Below are 14832 nucleotides of genomic sequence, written 5' to 3' on the forward strand. Positions count from 1 at the left end.
AGGAAGTAGCTCGCGTGGCCTGGAAGCGCGCCCTGTGATATTTCTGATCGCGTCACGATGCTCATTCTGCGGATAACTCTCTCGTATTATTTAAGATTTTTGATCTTTCACAGAATGCCGAAATGAACTCCCGCTTTACATACGAAAACTCTTAATGGAACAGCAAGCGCGGGTATACCCTTCAGGGCGATCCAGTGAAGCCTGGCATTCGCGCCGATCAAGCCACTGTTCCGCCCATCGGGGCCGTCCGCGAAACGCTATCGATGGCGCTTAGATGCCCCGAGCGTGCACGTACATCTGCTTGGGACTTCAAAAGAACCCTCGACGCCATAACCACCGTTAGCTGAAACCCTTCCCCTCCGAACCCCTACATCCACACGCTTCGCCACCAGCGCTCTCGGGCAAGTTCACGCTCACGCATCTATCTCTACGGTCGACTCCTCTCCTTTCCCCGCTTTCGCTGGAATGGCGCTGCAAAGCAGCGCCATTCCAGCCTCGGCCTCTCCCTCGCACGGCACGGGGTAGGTTATATCGCCCGAAATAATGCGCGTGGAACACGTGCCGCATACCCCCGACCGGCAATTCGACGCCACCTCCACGCCATTCGCTTCCGCCAATTCAAGCAAACTTCCATCCTCCGGAGACCACTGCACCGTTTTTTGCGACCGCTTGAAAACAACCTTCGCCAAACGCTCAGGCACAATCGGCATCAGGTTTATAAGCCCCTTATCTCGCTTGACGCTGGCAGGACCAAACGCCTCAAAACGAATACGGTCGTCAGCTACGTTGAGCGCGCGCAAGCCGCTATACAAATCCCGCATGAATGCCGCCGGGCCGCAAAGATAAAAGTCGTAATCACCAAATGGCAACACGCTCCTCAAATACGCAATGTCCACACGCCCCGCCGTAGAAGCGTTCACCGCCCGACTCTCCCTAAGATGAACCGAAACACGCGGAGATGCTTTCGTTGCGGCGTGAAGTTCATCAGCGAACGGGTGCTCATTCACGTCACGCGCGCCATGAATAAAGTAAATATGCTCAAGCCCCGAGCGTTCATTTGGGTCGCCAACTATGCTTTTAAGCATCGCGATCATCGGCGTAATGCCTATGCCCGCAGAGACAAAGACTATCGGACGTATGTTCGTCCGGTCGAGAACGAATGCGCCACTTGGCGCCTTGGCCTCTAAAAATGCACCCGCTTCAATGTGCTCGTGCAGCCATGTCGACGCAACGCCCTCTCGCTTGACCGTGATCCGGTAACGCCGCGCATCGTAGGCATCGGATAGCGTATAGGTCCTCGTGACCGGTCCCGCATGGCCCGGAATGTCCAGGCGGATCGGCAAGAACTGACCGGGCTCGTAGGGAGGAAGAGGCATGTCATCGGCCGGTTCAAAATAAAAAGACTTGATGCCAGGCGCTTCTTCTCGAACTTCGGATACCTTAAGCTTCCGCCATGCGCTCGGCGTCTTCGTCCAGCTTCCCGTTTTGACTAACTGCGGCGCATATTGAACGTCCGACCAGCGCAACGGCAAAGCGCGCCGAGTACGCCTGACCTCACGCACTCGCCAGCGGATCAGACGCTCGGCGCCATCGAAGGATTCAAGTTCCTTCCCTTCCCAAATGACCTCTGCATCCACGGCCAGATACAGCAAATCACCACTGACGAAGTCGATCACCAGCAAGCCCGCACGCGGATCGCGCAGCAAGTTGCCAATGGTGTTGAAGAATAGGTTGCCGCTGAAATCCGGCGTGGTAAGCGTGCGGTTATCGTCGATACGAATAAACCCCGGCTTGCCACCGCGATGCGAGACGTCCGCGCCACGCCCATATCCCGCATCCTCCGATGTATCGGCGCTAGCAATAAAAAATGTGTCCGCACTGGAGATCAATTGGCGATCCGCATCGCTCAAATGATCGGATATGACAGGCGCTTCATCGTCACGTGCTTGCGTGTCGAAATCCATGGGCGATGGCGTCCGGCTTTGAATGTACTTCGCACAGTTGCCGTAACTTTGACTGACGGCTACGGTAATCGCATGTTCATCGATAGCCGTCACAACGCCGTTTACACGATTACGCCTGCGCGTTGCAGGCTGAATGCCAAGGCCGCCTAACAGGGAACCCACTTTCCACGTGCCCGCAAGCGGATCACCATTGAGGCTGCGGCCTGCAATGCGCAATGTGTGTTCATCGGGCGTGGACACAAATCCCGGTTCGCCGATACGCAACGTAGCCCACGGTTGCCCCGCTGTGTCCACACCACCAAGCACCATGAATGGCTGCTCCGCAAAAAATATCCGATGCTGCTCCGGCACGTAATCGCGAATCCCGCGACGCGCATTGACATCCATGCGCTCACGCACGCCGACCCGCTCCTGCGCCGCGAGTTCTCCCGCATGAAAAGGCGATTCAGCAATGCTCCAGCCTGCGGGCGGAACCGCGACGAGGGTATCGGACATGAGCGTTCACCGGTTGTTGGTCGAAGCCGAAACGTTAGGCAGACTCAGCGAGCAATCCGGCCTTCGTTACAGGCATCGGCAGAAAGCGCGGTAATGCTTCCACGCGCTTTAACCACGCGCGCAAGTTGGGATAAGGATCGAGCGATATGCCACCTTCGGGCGCATGCGCAATGTAGGAGTACGCGGCAATATCCGCAATCGTCGGTGCGTGTCCAGCAGCGAACGGCTTGTCACGGAACTCGGTATCGATGATCGCAAAAAGATCTTCCGCAATGCGGATTGCCCCTGCATGGTCGCGCGGCGCGCCGAACACGGTCACGAGCCGCGCGGCACACGGACCGTATGCAATCTTGCCCGCCGCGAGCGACAACCAGCGCTGGACGGCAGCGGCATTGACGGGATCTTCCGGCAACCACGACGCATCGCCGTACTTGCGTGCAAGGTACACAAGGATGGCGTTTGAGTCCGTCAGGACAATATCGCCGTCTTCGATCACCGGCACTTCGCCGAACGGATTAAGTGCGAGATGCGCGGGCTTGCGGTTGTCGCCGGCTTTCATGTCGAGTTCGATTGTCGTGAACGGCAGGTCCAGCAGCGTCAGGAAAAGCTTCACACGATGACCATGTCCGGAGAGCAAGGTGGTGTGCAGACGGATCGGCTGGTTTGGCAGGGGTTTGTTGGCGGCGGGCATTATCGGGTTCCGGCACAGTTGAGGAAGTGAGCGAATGCTTCCAGCATAGTGCGCCCCGAATAATCCTGGAAGACGGATAATCGCGGTAACACAATCCTCTTAAAGTGGACAATCGACATGACCAACCTGAGCGGAGTGAACCTCAACCGGCTGGCAGTTTTTGCGGCCGTTGTCGAAGCCGGATCGCTGACCGCCGCCGCGGACCGCCTGGGAATCGCGAAGACCATGGTCAGCACGCACATGCAGCGGCTCGAAGCGGAACTCGGCGCCACCCTGCTCGTGCGAACCACGCGCCGCGTTACCGTGACTGAGGCGGGACGCGCGTTCTACACGGCCTGCCGGCATATCCTGAACACGGCGGATGACGCGATCTCGGCGCTCGCTCAAGGGTCGGGCGAATTGCGCGGAACGCTGCGCGTGGCAACGCCGATCGACTACGGCGCAAGCGTCATCGCGCCAATGCTGGTCGCCTTGCGGCAAACCCATCCGGAACTGAAAGTCGAACTGGTATCGGCGGACAGGTTGGTCGACCTGGTTGCGGAAGGCGTGGATGTCGCCATCCGCCTTGGGCGGCTCGTGGACTCGAGTTATCGCGCGGTGAAGATTGGCGGCTTCGTGAAGTGGCTGGTCGCGAGTCCCGGTTTTATCGATACATGGGGCAAGCCCGCCAAGGCCGAAGCGCTCGCCAAGCTTCCGTTCGTGGCCATGTCGGCGTTGACGAAACCGCTGGTGGTATCGGTGGAAAGCAAACGCGGCGCCAAACGCACGATCCGCTTCAACGCAGGCTTTTTCGCCGATACCGCGCCCACCTGCCGCGCCGCGACCCTCGCGGGCGGCGGCGTGGCGTTTCTAACGGACTTTTCAATCGGCGACGATGTTGCGGCAGGACGGCTCGTGCGCTTGCTGCCGGAATGGTCGGGGCCGCCGACGGGGATTCATGCAGTGTTTCCGTCGGCACGGTATCCGGTGCCGATGGTGCGCGTTTTCATCGACGCGCTGAAGGCACATCTTGAACGTGACGTTGTATAGTCGCGAGCAGGTTCACCACACCACAGGAGCTTCGCCATGCCGTCCTCGCCGCGCCGCGCGCTGATCGTCATAGATGTGTAGAATGAATATGTCACCGGCAACCTGCTGATTGAATATCCGGACGTCGATATGTCGCTTGCAAATATAGGCCGCGCAATCGACGCCGCGAACCGCCACAACGTACCTGTGGTGCTGATCCAGAATATCGCTCCCGAAACGTCGCCATTGTTCGCGCGCGGATCAGTCGGCGCCGCGCTGCATGACGTGGTGAGTTCACGGCCGCATGCGCAGGTGATCGAGAAGGCGCTGCCCAGCGCGTTCGCCGGAACGGGGCTGGGCGACTGGTTGAAGGCGCACGAAATCGACACGCTCGTGATCGCCGGCTACATGACGCACAACTGCGATGATTCCACCGTGAAGCACGCGGTCCACGCGGGCATGTCGGTTGAGTTTCTCGTCGATGCCACCGGTTCCGTGCCCTATGAAAACCGCGCGGGTCATGCGAGCGCCGAAGAGATCCACCGCGTGTTCACTGTCGTGATGCAATCGCGGTTTGCCGCGGTGCTTTCCACCGACGAATGGATCGATGTGCTCGAAGGCGGCGCCGCACCGGTACGCGACAACATCTACGCGTCGAACCAGAGGGCGCGTGCTCGCGGTTAGCGTCTATTTGTTTGCAGGCCCGGCGCCGATCTGCCAGAGGTACACCGGCTCCTTCTGATTGATGGACCAGTCTCCCACGAGTTTCGACTTGTAGATGACCGGGTTATGCGAGGAGACCGCACGGGCATTGCGCCAGTGCCGGTCGAGCGCCTTGCCGCCTCCAATAGCCGATGCGCCGAGCGCATCGAATAAATGCGTGCAAGCGCGCAATGCAAGTTCTGTCGCGACAATCTGACCTTTCGCCGATTCTATTTCTGCTTCAATGTTAAAGCGCTTCTCGGCTTCGGCATCATCCGCGAAATGTGCTTCATATGCGCGCTGCGCCGGCTCGGTCGCGCGCAGCGCAATCGCTTCGGTGGCGTAGGCCCATGCCGCGATCTCACCAACGACCTGCTGGATCTGCACGTCCTGGCTGACATGGGGCGCGTTGCCGTGGCTGTAGATGCGCTTTCTCGCACGCACTTCGGCGGCGGCGTCGAGTTCGGCTGCACGGGCAATACCGGCCAGCGTCGCCAGATGGAAGAGCTGATAAAAGGCGGTCTGATATTTGAAGCGGCGCGAGAAGTCGACTATGTGCGTATGCTCGACCTCGGCATTGTTGAATACGGTCGTGCCGCTGCCGGTGGTGCGCTGGCCGAAACCGTCCCAGTCATCGCTCAATGTGACGCCCGGTTGTTGTGTGGCAACCGCGGCAATGACGTCGCTGCCGTCTTCGGCGCGTTGTGCATAGACGTCGATCCAGTCCGCGAAGATACTGCCCGTGCTGTAGTATTTTTCGCCGTTCAAGACCCACCGGCCATCACGCCTGGACACCTGCGTCTTTATGCTGCCAAGCGCAACGTCGCCTGCTTCCGTCCATGCATTGCCGAACAAATCGCCTTCGACAAAACGTTTGAACCACCGGTCCCGCTCTGGACTCGCGGGCGCATTGACGACATCTTCCACGAACGCGAAGTGTCCACGCAACGCCTGCGGCAGGTTCGAGTCGGCGGTGCCGAGTTCGATCAACAAGCGGAACAACTGCTTGATCGACACGCCCGCGCCTCCGTGCGAGACCGGCACGCGCAATGCACCAAAACCGGCTTGCTTGAGTTCGGCGATTTGTTCGCGCGGCAGTGTCCTGAGCTGGTCGCATGCGACCGCACTCTCGGCAATACAGGCGAAGATTGGCCTGAAGCGGCGCGCGACATTGTCGTAATCGGCTCCAACCGATAACGTGCCAGGCGGCAATTGAGTCATGTCGTCGAATCCTTTCTGAGGTTCAAGGAGCGGGTGTGGCTAACGCTCTGGCGCACACGTATGGATTCGAAAATCTAGCTGATCGCTCGCCGTGCCGTTAGATCGTTTTGCGGTTTGCATATCGGCCGGAGAGCAATCACGGTTGGTGTACGCGTTGAAACGGTTTACATTAGGACTCTCGCGCATTGCCAACCTGGAGAAAAAATGAGACGTATTCTTGCGGCTGCCACCTTGAGCGTGCTTGCAACAAGCGCTTTTGCGAACGCGAACAGCGATACTTGCCAGCAAAAGCAGGACAAGATCAGCCAGCAAATCGAGTACGCGCGTGCGCATGGCAACACTGCGCAAGTCAGGGGTCTTCAGACCGCACTCGATCAGACCCGGAAGAATTGTTCCGACGCGTCGCTTGAAAAGAGACGTCAGCACCGCATTACCCAGGCGCAGGCCAAAGTCGAATCCCGGGAAGCCGATTTGAAAAAGGCCCAGGATAAAAACGATAGTCCCAAGAAAATTGCGTCCCGCCAGCGCAAGCTGGACGAAGCGCGGGAGGAACTCAAGCGCGCTCAGGAGCCGGTTAGCCCTTGACCAAAGTGACTGCTTTTTGATTGAAACCTGAACGGCGGGTTTCGCGCCCGCATCTCTTCATTAGCTGGATCAGCTTCTGGTTTCGGCTAGCGCGCCCAAGATGGACACGATCTCGCCAAACAGCGGCCGGTCATCGTTCTTCTCGCTCAGGCATCTGTTTTTCAGTTCGATCAATGAAGTCTCGACGGACTCGCATCGATCGATCAATTCTTCCAGCATGCAGCCATAGGCCCTCACTTCAAGACGCTCAAGCGATAAAGCCAGAGCGCCCTGAGGCGCATAAAACGACGCCGCGCCGAAGTCTCCCAGCAACGCGCGACCTTCACCGCAGTGCAGGATGTTGTGCGCGTAGAGATCGCCATGCATGATCCCTTTTGCGTGCAAATGACACGCAGCCGATGCGATTGCCGAAGCAATGCGCAACGCGGATGCCGGTGTGAACTGTGTACCGTTCGCGTAGATATCGCGCGTGCACGAATCGAGGCTCGGCGGTCCCGCGAGATTCCTGAATTCCGGATCGATCAGCGCCATCACGAGTGCGTCGGTTCCTCGCGGATGTCCGCGCACCTTGCCAAGTACCGAGATGAGGTTCGGATGCTCGCCCGCGTTGATGCACGCGGCCATTTCACAGTGGGGCAAGCCGTCGCTCGTTACCGCGCCCTTGAACAACTTGACCGCGACCGGTTGGGCAGCGCCGTTGCCCGTCGAATATTCCGCACGATAGATCACGCCTGAAGCGCCTTCGCCCAGGACATGTTGAAGCTCAAGATCCTGCCAATCGACAAGGTCGATCGGCGTGTGGGTCAGCGCATTTGTTTCGAGTGCTTCACTTAGCGGATTGCCCGCATATGCGAGCCACGACAAACGCGGCATTAACGCAAGCCACGAAGGCAATTCATCAAGCCGGTTCGCGGCGAGCCTGAGCAATTCCAGGCGTGAGCAAGCCGCAAGCGTGGGTGGCAAGGTTCGCAGGCGATTACCCGCGAGCATCAGCTTCTGAAGCTGTGTGCAGTTTCCTATCTCGGACGGCAACGCTTCAACGTGGTTATCGGTGAGAATCAGCCAGCGAAGATTGGCAGGCAGCGCCGCGCCCGTCACCCTGGCAATGCGATTGGCTTTGAACCCGACCATGCTCAACTGCGGGCACTTGCCCAGGACCTCTGGCAATTCAGTGAACGCATTGTTGGAGCAGAAGATGATGCGCAGCTTTTCAAGCCTCGGCAGATCGTCCGGAAGCGAAGACAACGCGTTGCCGGACAAGTCGAGTGACTCCAGCGTATCGGCGAGATCGAAAATTTCGCGTGGAAATTCCGTCAAGCCGCAAGCGAGCTTGAGTTGCCGGGTGCCGGCCGGCAATCCGGCGCGCAGTTCTTCGAGCGTGGTGATCATCAATGCGTGCGAGTATCCGAGGGTGATGCCGTTCTGGCATAGCCGGATTCTACGGGGAAACGCCTTGGCCGGATGATCGGCCGGCTCCGGCCTCCCGCGCCATATCGATGAAAGCACGCAGCGCCGACGAAGTTCTTCGCTGGCGCGGGTAATACATCATGAAGCCCGGAAAATACGGACACCAGTCTTCGAGCACGGAAACGAGCCGCCCCTGGCTGATGTGTTCGGTAACCGAGCCTTCAATGGCAAAGCCGATGCCAACTCCATCAAGCGCCGCCTGCAACGCAAGATGCATGGTGCCGACCGTGACGCGCCCTTTGACGTCCATCTCGAGCTGCGTGCCGTCTTTTTCCAGTTCCCACTTATAGAGTCTGCCGCTCGGAAACCTGTACCGGATGCAGTTGTGATCGAAGAGATCGTTGGGATGGCGCAGCGGCGCACGCCCTTCCAGATAGGCCGGGGACGCGACTACAAGGCCACGCTGCGCCGGGCCGATTGCGACCGCGACCATGTCCTCCGGCACGGACTCCTGAAACCGGATGCCGGCATCGAAACCCAAACCGACGATATCGGCGAGGCTGTCATCTTCGACAATCTCCAGCGCAATGTCCGGGTAAGCGGCAAGAAAGCGCGACATGAGCGGCGCGACCACGAGCCGCGCTGCAACGTGCGACATGTTCAGGCGCAACGTGCCGGTTGGCGTTGCGCGGAAGTCGTTCATTTCCTCGAGCGCGTCGCCCAGGTCGTGCAGCACTGGCTGAAGACGTTCGAGCAGGCGCTGGCCGGCGTCGGTCAGCGCGACGCTGCGTGTGGTGCGGTTGATCAGGTTGACGCCCAGCCGTTCCTCGAGTCCGCGGATTGCATAGCTGACCGCCGATGTGGAAAGTCCCAGCTCGGCGCCTGCCTTCCGGAAACTGGCATGACGGGCGACGGCTGCGAATGCGGAGAGATGCGAAAGGTTGTCGGGACGCATGATTGTGCAGGATTATTCAACGATACATGCGGAAAATCAAGCTTGTGCCGCGGCGATGTGCTGGTTATTGTGCGTGTATGTTCAACAAAGCCAGAGAGGAAACTTACATGTTTCAAGCCCGAGGATATGCCGTTCATAGCGCGACCACGCCGCTTGTTCCCTTCAGCTTTACGCGCCGGGATACCGGCGCCCATGACGTTCGCATCGAAATCCTGTACAGCGGCATTTGCCATTCCGATCTTCATCAGGCGCGCGATGACTGGAGAAACGCGCTATATCCCATGGTGCCGGGCCATGAAATTGTCGGACGCGTGGTGGAGGTCGGCAGCAGCGTCCAGAAGTTCAAGGTGGGCGATTACGCAGGCGTGGGCTGCATGGTGGATTCATGCCGCCATTGTTCGGCGTGCCGCGAGAACCTCGAACAGTATTGCGAGGAAGGCGCGACCTGGACCTACAACGGGAAGGAACGCGGCAGCGATCAACTGACTTTCGGCGGCTACTCCGATCAGATCGTGGTGGAAGAGCGTTTCGTGGTGAAAGTGTCCGCGGACCTGGACTTGAAGGCGGTCGCGCCGCTATTGTGCGCGGGTATCACGACCTACTCGCCGCTGCGGCACTGGAACGTGGGCCCGGGTCAGAAAGTTGGCGTGATCGGGCTGGGCGGACTCGGACACATGGGCGTCAAGTTTGCGAAGGCGCTGGGCGCGCACGTGGTCATGATCACCACGTCGCGGGCTAAGGGTCAGGATGCGAGCCGCCTGGGCGCCGACGAAGTGCTGGTCTCGACCGATTCCGCCGATATGGCCGCGCACGCAGGCAGCTTCGATTTCCTGCTCAACACCATTCCGGTCGGGCACGACCTCAATCCCTACATGGCGCTGCTCAAGCGCGACCGGACCATGGCTCTCGTCGGCGTGTTGACGGATACGGAACCGCTCGCGGGCGTGAGCGTGATCTTTGGACGCAAGGCGGTGGCTGGATCGGCAATCGGCGGTATGGTCGAGACACAGGAGATGATGGATTTTTGCGCCGAGCATGGCATTGTCAGCGACGTTGAAATCGTACCCATACAGGCTGTGAATGAAGCCTACGAGCGCCTGCTCAAGAATGACGTGAAGTACCGCTTTGTGATCGATATGGCTTCGCTCGCCGCGGCATGAGCGACCGTTAGTGAAGTGAGTCCGTCGCCCGGGCCACGCATTCGCGTGGCCTTTTTCTTACTCGTCGCCCACCACGTGTCCTGCCCCGAAGCGCCGGTAAACCATTCGCGCCGCGTAATCCAGCAAGAAGCCAAGCGCGCCGATCACCAGGATTACAGCCGTCAGTTCGGAATAGGCAAGACGGTCGCGGGTATCGAGGATCAGATACCCAAGCCCTGCGCTGACACCAAGCATTTCCGCCGGCACGAGCACGATCCAGAGAATCCCGATCGCAAGCCGCACGCCGGTCAAAACATGCGATGCGATGCCCGGCACGTAGACGTGCCACAGCATTTCGAAACGCGTCGCGGCCAGGCTCTCGCCGAGTTGCAGCCAGCGTTTGTCGATCTGCGCAACGCCCGCAGCCGTGCTCATCACAAGCGGCCACAACGCGGCGAACGCGAGCAGGAAGTACACGGCTTTATCGCCGACACCGAGCGACATGACCGCTATCGGCATCCATGAAAGCGGCGAGATCATGCGCAGGAATTGCAGCGTGGGAGACAACGCGGCATCGAGCCAGCGCAGCCTGCCGATCAAAAATCCGAGCGGCACGCCTATCACCAAAGCCCATGCGAGACCCACCGCAATGCGGCGCAAGCTCGTGACAACGTGCTCGAACAAGCGATCATCGCGAATGAGCGAGGGCAGCGCGGCAATGGCGCGCGTTGGCAGGAACTGGGCGGCAAGGCTATCAGGACTTGCCACGACCGTCAGCACGAGCCACCACAAGCCCACCACCGCCACGATGCCGGCAATCCCCGGCCAGATACGCCCGAACCACGAGCGCCGGCGTGGAGACGGTCTGGAGCCGCCCTCCACGGGCGCGGACGATGAAGAAGACACGCTAGACAACGATACTCTCCGAACGCGCGAAGCCTTCGGGCAAACCGAAGGTCTTCATGCCACCAACCGCTGCAATGCTGTTCTTCACAAAACGGTCGTCGACCAGATCACGCGCCACGAATGCCGGGTCGAGCTTCGCGAGGAACTGCGCGTTGCCTTCCACCTGCGTGGTCTTCATCCGCTTCACCAGTTCCTCGGTATAGCTCGGAAACGGATAGGGCTGAAAATCGATGCGCTTTTCGTGCCAGTCCGCATGAACAATGGCGCGATCGGCGAGATAACGGCCCGCCTCGTCCGGCGAGGGTGCGAGCACGCGCGTGAGCACTTGCGGCGTATGCGGCGTGTAGTGGTTCTTGCCTTCCTTCGACAGAACCTGCGCCGCTTCGGCGGGATGTTCGCGTGTCCAGACCTGCGCTTTCACGATTGCATCGACGACCTTTTGCGACCATGCCGCGCGCCCGCTCAGGTCCTGCTCGTGCATGAACACGACACAGCACGCATGGCTTTTCCAGACGTCGCCGGTAAAGCGCAGCACCTTGCCGATCTTCAGCCCCTCAGCCGCCGCATTGAACGGCTCCGCAACGATAAACCCCGCGATCTGCCCCGACGCCAGCGCCGGTGGCATGTCGGAGGGCGACATCACGATCAGGTTCACCTCGTTGGGCTTGAGGGCATCGGTTTTCTTGAGCACGGGCACGAGCCCTTGCGAGCGCAGCATGTCCTGCAAGACGAGGTTATGGATCGAATACCAGAACGGCACGGCAACGGTCTTGCCGCCAAGATCGCCGAGCTTGGCGATGGACGGCGCGACCGTCAGCCCCGATCCGTTGACGTGATTCCACGCGACCACCTTGGCCGGCGCCTGACTGCCGTAGCGGGCCCAGACGGTCATGGGCGAGAGCAGATGGACTACGTTGACCTGGCCTGAAAGGAACGCTTCGACCAGTTGCGCCCAGCTACGCAGGAGCGTCGGTTTTTCGGCTGCGATGCCGGCTGCATCGAAATAGCCGTTGTTATGCGCGACGAGCAGCGGCGTGGCGTCGGTGATCGGCAGATAGCCTATGCGCACGGGCGCGTTTGGATCGCTCGCGGCGCGCGCGTTCAACGAACTCAGCAACGGCGCCGCGCCCGCGACGGTGAACATGGATGCGAGTTTCAGCCACTCGCGGCGGGACATTGGGAGCTGGCACATGGTGATCCTGCGTTTCCTGCATCGATTGAAAGTTAAGTCGGGTGCCGGCCTTTTTTATGCTGCGTTTTTGCCGCGCGCCATGGAATCCTGCAGCGCCTGGAGAATCTCGATGCGCAACGCGCCCAGCGCCTGGACCTCGGCCGCACGCGGCGCGCTCACCGTGACGCGCCATTGCGCGATCAGCGAACCTTGCGCGCCGAGCAGCACGATGCGATCGGAGACCAGCAACGCTTCATCTATGTCATGCGTCACCAGCACCGTGCCCGCGTGCGTGTCCTGCACGACCTTGAGCAGCAGACGTTGCATGTCGGCGCGCGTGATTTCATCGAGCGCGCCGAAGGGTTCGTCGAGCAGCAGCGCGCGCGGCTGACGCGTGAGACAGCGGGCGAGGGCGGTACGCTGCGCCATGCCACCGGATAACTGGCGCGGCATGTAGGTTCGAGCGTGGGCAAGGCCGACTTCATCGAGCGCGGCGGTCACCCGGTCGCGCCGTTCGCCACGTGTAAGCGACGGTTGCCGCGAGAAGCCAAGTCCGAATCCCACATTGCGTTCCACCGATAACCACGGCAGCAGGCAAGGGTCCTGAAACGCAAGGGCGACGTCGGGGCGTGGGCCATCGAGCGGCGCGCCATCCACGAGGACATGTCCCGATGTCGGCTTGAGCAATCCCGCGATAATGCGCAGCAAGGTCGACTTACCGGAACCGCTTGGCCCGAGGACGGAAACCAGTTCGCCGGGTTGAACGCTCAGGTCCACGCCGCGCAATACGGAGCGTCCGGCATAACTCAGGCTCAAGCCTCGCGCTTCGATAAGCGGCTGCTGCGTGCTCATGCGGAGTGTGCCTTTGCATGCAGCGCGAGCTGGTTTTTCAGTTGCACGAGACTCGGCGTGACGATGGGCACGAACGCCGCTTCGCGCATGCGGCGTGCCGTGCCGCCTTGTCCGCGCAAGTAACCACGACCGCCGGTGACCTGGACTTCGAGCCCGACAGCCGCTTCCACGATCGCTGCCAGTGCAATCCGGATCTCGAACAGCGCAGCAGGTGCTGCAATAAAAATGCCTTTGAGCACGCCGTCTTTCAAACGATGCGTAAGGTCTTCAAGTTCGTTCGCAAGATGTTCTGCTTCGCCGGCCACAGCGGCGCGCGATCCCGGACCCGCCTCGCCGACGGCCGCAAGGCAGCGCCGTGCAAGGCCCACCGACATGCCGCACTGAAGGCCGAGAAAGCCCGGGCGCACGCGAGCGAGCCACGCGGGGGCATCGGCGGTGATGCGGAATGATTGGTCGAGCACGGTGCCTTCCACGCGCAGCGCCGCGGTATTGCTCGAACGCAGCGCGACCAGGTCAAGGTCTTCACTGCGCGTCACGCCTTTGGCGTCGTGCGGTATCGCGAAGATGGAGGGCGGCACGCCGCTTTCCTGCGATGCATGATCGAACGCGGCGGCGGCCACAAAACCTTGCGGACGCAAGTTGGTAATCCACGGCAAACTGCCGTCGAGCGTCCATTGGTCGCCATTGAGCGAGCGCGCTTTCATCTGCAACGGTTCGATGTTCGACAGGTATTTCATCGCATTCGAAAGACCCGTTGCGCCCGCGAGTTCGCCACTTAACAACGTGTCCAGCCAGCGCGTGCGCAAGCTCTCGTTCGAGCTTTGCAGCACATATTCGATAAACGTCCGCTGTCCCCAGAACACGAACGCGGCCGCGAGAGATTGCTCGGCGACATGCGCCACGGCTTCAATGGCATCCGCGATGGTCGCGCCCGAGCCGCCGAAATGAGCCGGCACGCCGATACGAAACACGCCTGCGCGGCCGAGCCGAGGCAGGATCTCTGACGCAAGTGCCTGCGTTGTATCGATAGCTTCGGCATTCGTGGCGAGCCACGCGTCGAGTTCGGACGTATCCGGCTGCAGCCCTTGGGATGTCATGCAGCGTTCGCCTTGGCTTGAGGTTCCCATTTGTACGCCGCGAGTTCCGGGTTGAGTTCGTTTTGCGCCAGGTTGTTGGCGAAGTTGCATAGCGTGGCGAGGCTCACGCCGAGCACGACTTCGAGTGTGTTGGCATCGGTGAAGCCGGCCGCGCGGAACGTGCTCAATTCGTTATCCGATACCGAGCCACGTGCCGCGATGACGGCGCGCGTGAAGACCGCGACAGCATTGAGACGTGCGTCGCTGACAGGCGTCTGATCGCGGATCGAATCGACGACCGGCGCGTCCAATTGTGCCTTCTTCAGTGCGACCGCCGTGTGTCCGGCGACGCAAAAACCGCAGCCGTGAACGGCGGCGGCGGTGATCTGCACGGTCTCGCGTTCGGCGAGTGTCAAGCCGCTGCGTCCGTTGATGCCCGCGACGGTCAGATAGGTTTCGAGCGCGACGGGCGCGTTCGCGAGCGACGCCACGAGATTGGGCAAAAAGCCGTTGTTCGCCAACGCCTTCTCGAGAAAAGGGCGGCTGGCTTCGGGCGCGCTTTCAATGGTTTGCAACGGCAGACGGCTCATGACGGTTCCTTGTAGTCGAGCCTGCATTGTCCGCGATGAGCCGTGCTCCCGGCAATGCGCGTGCGTCTGC

General features: G+C 60.5%; 14 protein-coding genes. 4 read left to right on the forward strand and 10 right to left on the reverse strand.

Annotated elements, in window-relative coordinates; genetic code table 11:
* Window positions 1-413: 413 nt before the first annotated feature.
* Window positions 414-2459 carry a 2Fe-2S iron-sulfur cluster-binding protein gene (locus AWB64_RS21985; protein ID WP_060857559.1) on the reverse strand — a complete coding sequence of 682 codons (2046 nt, stop codon included), beginning with the start codon at window positions 2457-2459 and terminating at the stop codon, window positions 414-416.
* A gap of 34 nt (window positions 2460-2493) precedes the next feature.
* Window positions 2494-3150, reverse strand: coding sequence for a glutathione S-transferase family protein (locus AWB64_RS21990; RefSeq protein WP_060857560.1), 657 nt, complete (start codon window positions 3148-3150; stop codon window positions 2494-2496).
* 117 nt (window positions 3151-3267) lie between these two features.
* On the opposite strand from AWB64_RS21990, the gene AWB64_RS21995 reads away from it, so the two are divergent.
* Complete coding sequence (locus AWB64_RS21995; RefSeq protein ID WP_060857561.1) at window positions 3268-4179, forward strand: LysR family transcriptional regulator; 912 nt, start codon at window positions 3268-3270, stop codon at window positions 4177-4179.
* A 102-nt stretch (window positions 4180-4281) separates the two neighbouring features.
* Window positions 4282-4842, forward strand: a complete 561-nt coding sequence (locus tag AWB64_RS22000; RefSeq protein WP_244164158.1) for a cysteine hydrolase family protein — start codon at window positions 4282-4284, stop codon at window positions 4840-4842.
* Window positions 4843-4845: 3 nt separating this feature from the next.
* Here the strand turns inward: AWB64_RS22000 and AWB64_RS22005 are convergent, their stop codons facing one another.
* Window positions 4846-6081 (reverse strand): acyl-CoA dehydrogenase family protein, encoded by a 1236-nt coding sequence (locus AWB64_RS22005; protein WP_060857562.1) that lies wholly within the window; start codon window positions 6079-6081, stop codon window positions 4846-4848.
* A gap of 204 nt (window positions 6082-6285) precedes the next feature.
* Between AWB64_RS22005 and AWB64_RS22010 the strand changes: the two genes are divergently transcribed.
* Entirely contained in the window at window positions 6286-6666 is a 381-nt protein-coding gene (locus AWB64_RS22010; protein ID WP_060857563.1) for a DUF1090 domain-containing protein, read from the forward strand.
* 69 nt (window positions 6667-6735) lie between these two features.
* On the opposite strand, the gene AWB64_RS22015 is transcribed toward AWB64_RS22010, so the two are convergent.
* Window positions 6736-8055, reverse strand: coding sequence for a leucine-rich repeat-containing protein kinase family protein (locus AWB64_RS22015; RefSeq protein ID WP_060857564.1), 1320 nt, complete (start codon window positions 8053-8055; stop codon window positions 6736-6738).
* 49 nt (window positions 8056-8104) lie between these two features.
* Entirely contained in the window at window positions 8105-9028 is a 924-nt protein-coding gene (locus AWB64_RS22020) for a LysR family transcriptional regulator (RefSeq protein WP_060857565.1), read from the reverse strand.
* 107 nt (window positions 9029-9135) lie between these two features.
* Between AWB64_RS22020 and AWB64_RS22025 the strand changes: the two genes are divergently transcribed.
* Complete coding sequence (locus tag AWB64_RS22025; RefSeq protein ID WP_060857566.1) at window positions 9136-10188, forward strand: NAD(P)-dependent alcohol dehydrogenase; 1053 nt, start codon at window positions 9136-9138, stop codon at window positions 10186-10188.
* Window positions 10189-10245: 57 nt separating this feature from the next.
* Here the strand turns inward: AWB64_RS22025 and AWB64_RS22030 are convergent, their stop codons facing one another.
* Genes AWB64_RS22030 through AWB64_RS22050 form a run of 5 tightly spaced genes read right to left on the reverse strand, consistent with a single transcriptional unit; the run spans window position 10246 to window position 14762 of the window.
* Window positions 10246-11049, reverse strand: a complete 804-nt coding sequence (locus AWB64_RS22030) for an ABC transporter permease (RefSeq protein WP_060857667.1) — start codon at window positions 11047-11049, stop codon at window positions 10246-10248.
* A gap of 25 nt (window positions 11050-11074) precedes the next feature.
* Window positions 11075-12265, reverse strand: coding sequence for an ABC transporter substrate-binding protein (locus AWB64_RS22035; RefSeq protein WP_060857567.1), 1191 nt, complete (start codon window positions 12263-12265; stop codon window positions 11075-11077).
* Window positions 12266-12319: 54 nt separating this feature from the next.
* A complete protein-coding gene (locus AWB64_RS22040) occupies window positions 12320-13096 on the reverse strand; it encodes an ABC transporter ATP-binding protein (RefSeq protein WP_060857568.1) in 777 nt (258 codons plus the stop codon).
* A complete protein-coding gene (locus AWB64_RS22045) occupies window positions 13093-14193 on the reverse strand; it encodes an acyl-CoA dehydrogenase family protein (protein WP_082850587.1) in 1101 nt (366 codons plus the stop codon). Before AWB64_RS22045 ends, AWB64_RS22040 begins: the two co-directional genes overlap by 4 nt.
* Window positions 14190-14762 carry a carboxymuconolactone decarboxylase family protein gene (locus AWB64_RS22050; protein WP_060857570.1) on the reverse strand — a complete coding sequence of 191 codons (573 nt, stop codon included), beginning with the start codon at window positions 14760-14762 and terminating at the stop codon, window positions 14190-14192. Before AWB64_RS22050 ends, AWB64_RS22045 begins: the two co-directional genes overlap by 4 nt.
* Window positions 14763-14832 lie beyond the last annotated feature (70 nt).

Source organism: Caballeronia sordidicola, assembly GCF_001544455.2.
Lineage (GTDB): Bacteria > Pseudomonadota > Gammaproteobacteria > Burkholderiales > Burkholderiaceae > Caballeronia > Caballeronia sordidicola.

Excerpts from the sequence above, each read along its gene's own strand:
- AWB64_RS21985 (WP_060857559.1), bottom strand. The coding sequence starts at position 2,459 with ATGTCCGATACCCTCGTCGCGGTTCCGCCCGCAGGCTGGAGCATTGCT.
- AWB64_RS21990 (WP_060857560.1), bottom strand. The coding sequence starts at position 3,150 with ATGCCCGCCGCCAACAAACCCCTGCCAAACCAGCCGATCCGTCTGCAC.
- AWB64_RS21995 (WP_060857561.1), top strand. The coding sequence starts at position 3,268 with ATGACCAACCTGAGCGGAGTGAACCTCAACCGGCTGGCAGTTTTTGCG.
- AWB64_RS22005 (WP_060857562.1), bottom strand. The coding sequence starts at position 6,081 with ATGACTCAATTGCCGCCTGGCACGTTATCGGTTGGAGCCGATTACGAC.
- AWB64_RS22010 (WP_060857563.1), top strand. The coding sequence starts at position 6,286 with ATGAGACGTATTCTTGCGGCTGCCACCTTGAGCGTGCTTGCAACAAGC.
- AWB64_RS22015 (WP_060857564.1), bottom strand. The coding sequence starts at position 8,055 with ATGATCACCACGCTCGAAGAACTGCGCGCCGGATTGCCGGCCGGCACC.
- AWB64_RS22020 (WP_060857565.1), bottom strand. The coding sequence starts at position 9,028 with ATGCGTCCCGACAACCTTTCGCATCTCTCCGCATTCGCAGCCGTCGCC.
- AWB64_RS22025 (WP_060857566.1), top strand. The coding sequence starts at position 9,136 with ATGTTTCAAGCCCGAGGATATGCCGTTCATAGCGCGACCACGCCGCTT.
- AWB64_RS22035 (WP_060857567.1), bottom strand. The coding sequence starts at position 12,265 with ATGTGCCAGCTCCCAATGTCCCGCCGCGAGTGGCTGAAACTCGCATCC.
- AWB64_RS22040 (WP_060857568.1), bottom strand. The coding sequence starts at position 13,096 with ATGAGCACGCAGCAGCCGCTTATCGAAGCGCGAGGCTTGAGCCTGAGT.
- AWB64_RS22045 (WP_082850587.1), bottom strand. The coding sequence starts at position 14,193 with ATGACATCCCAAGGGCTGCAGCCGGATACGTCCGAACTCGACGCGTGG.
- AWB64_RS22050 (WP_060857570.1), bottom strand. The coding sequence starts at position 14,762 with ATGAGCCGTCTGCCGTTGCAAACCATTGAAAGCGCGCCCGAAGCCAGC.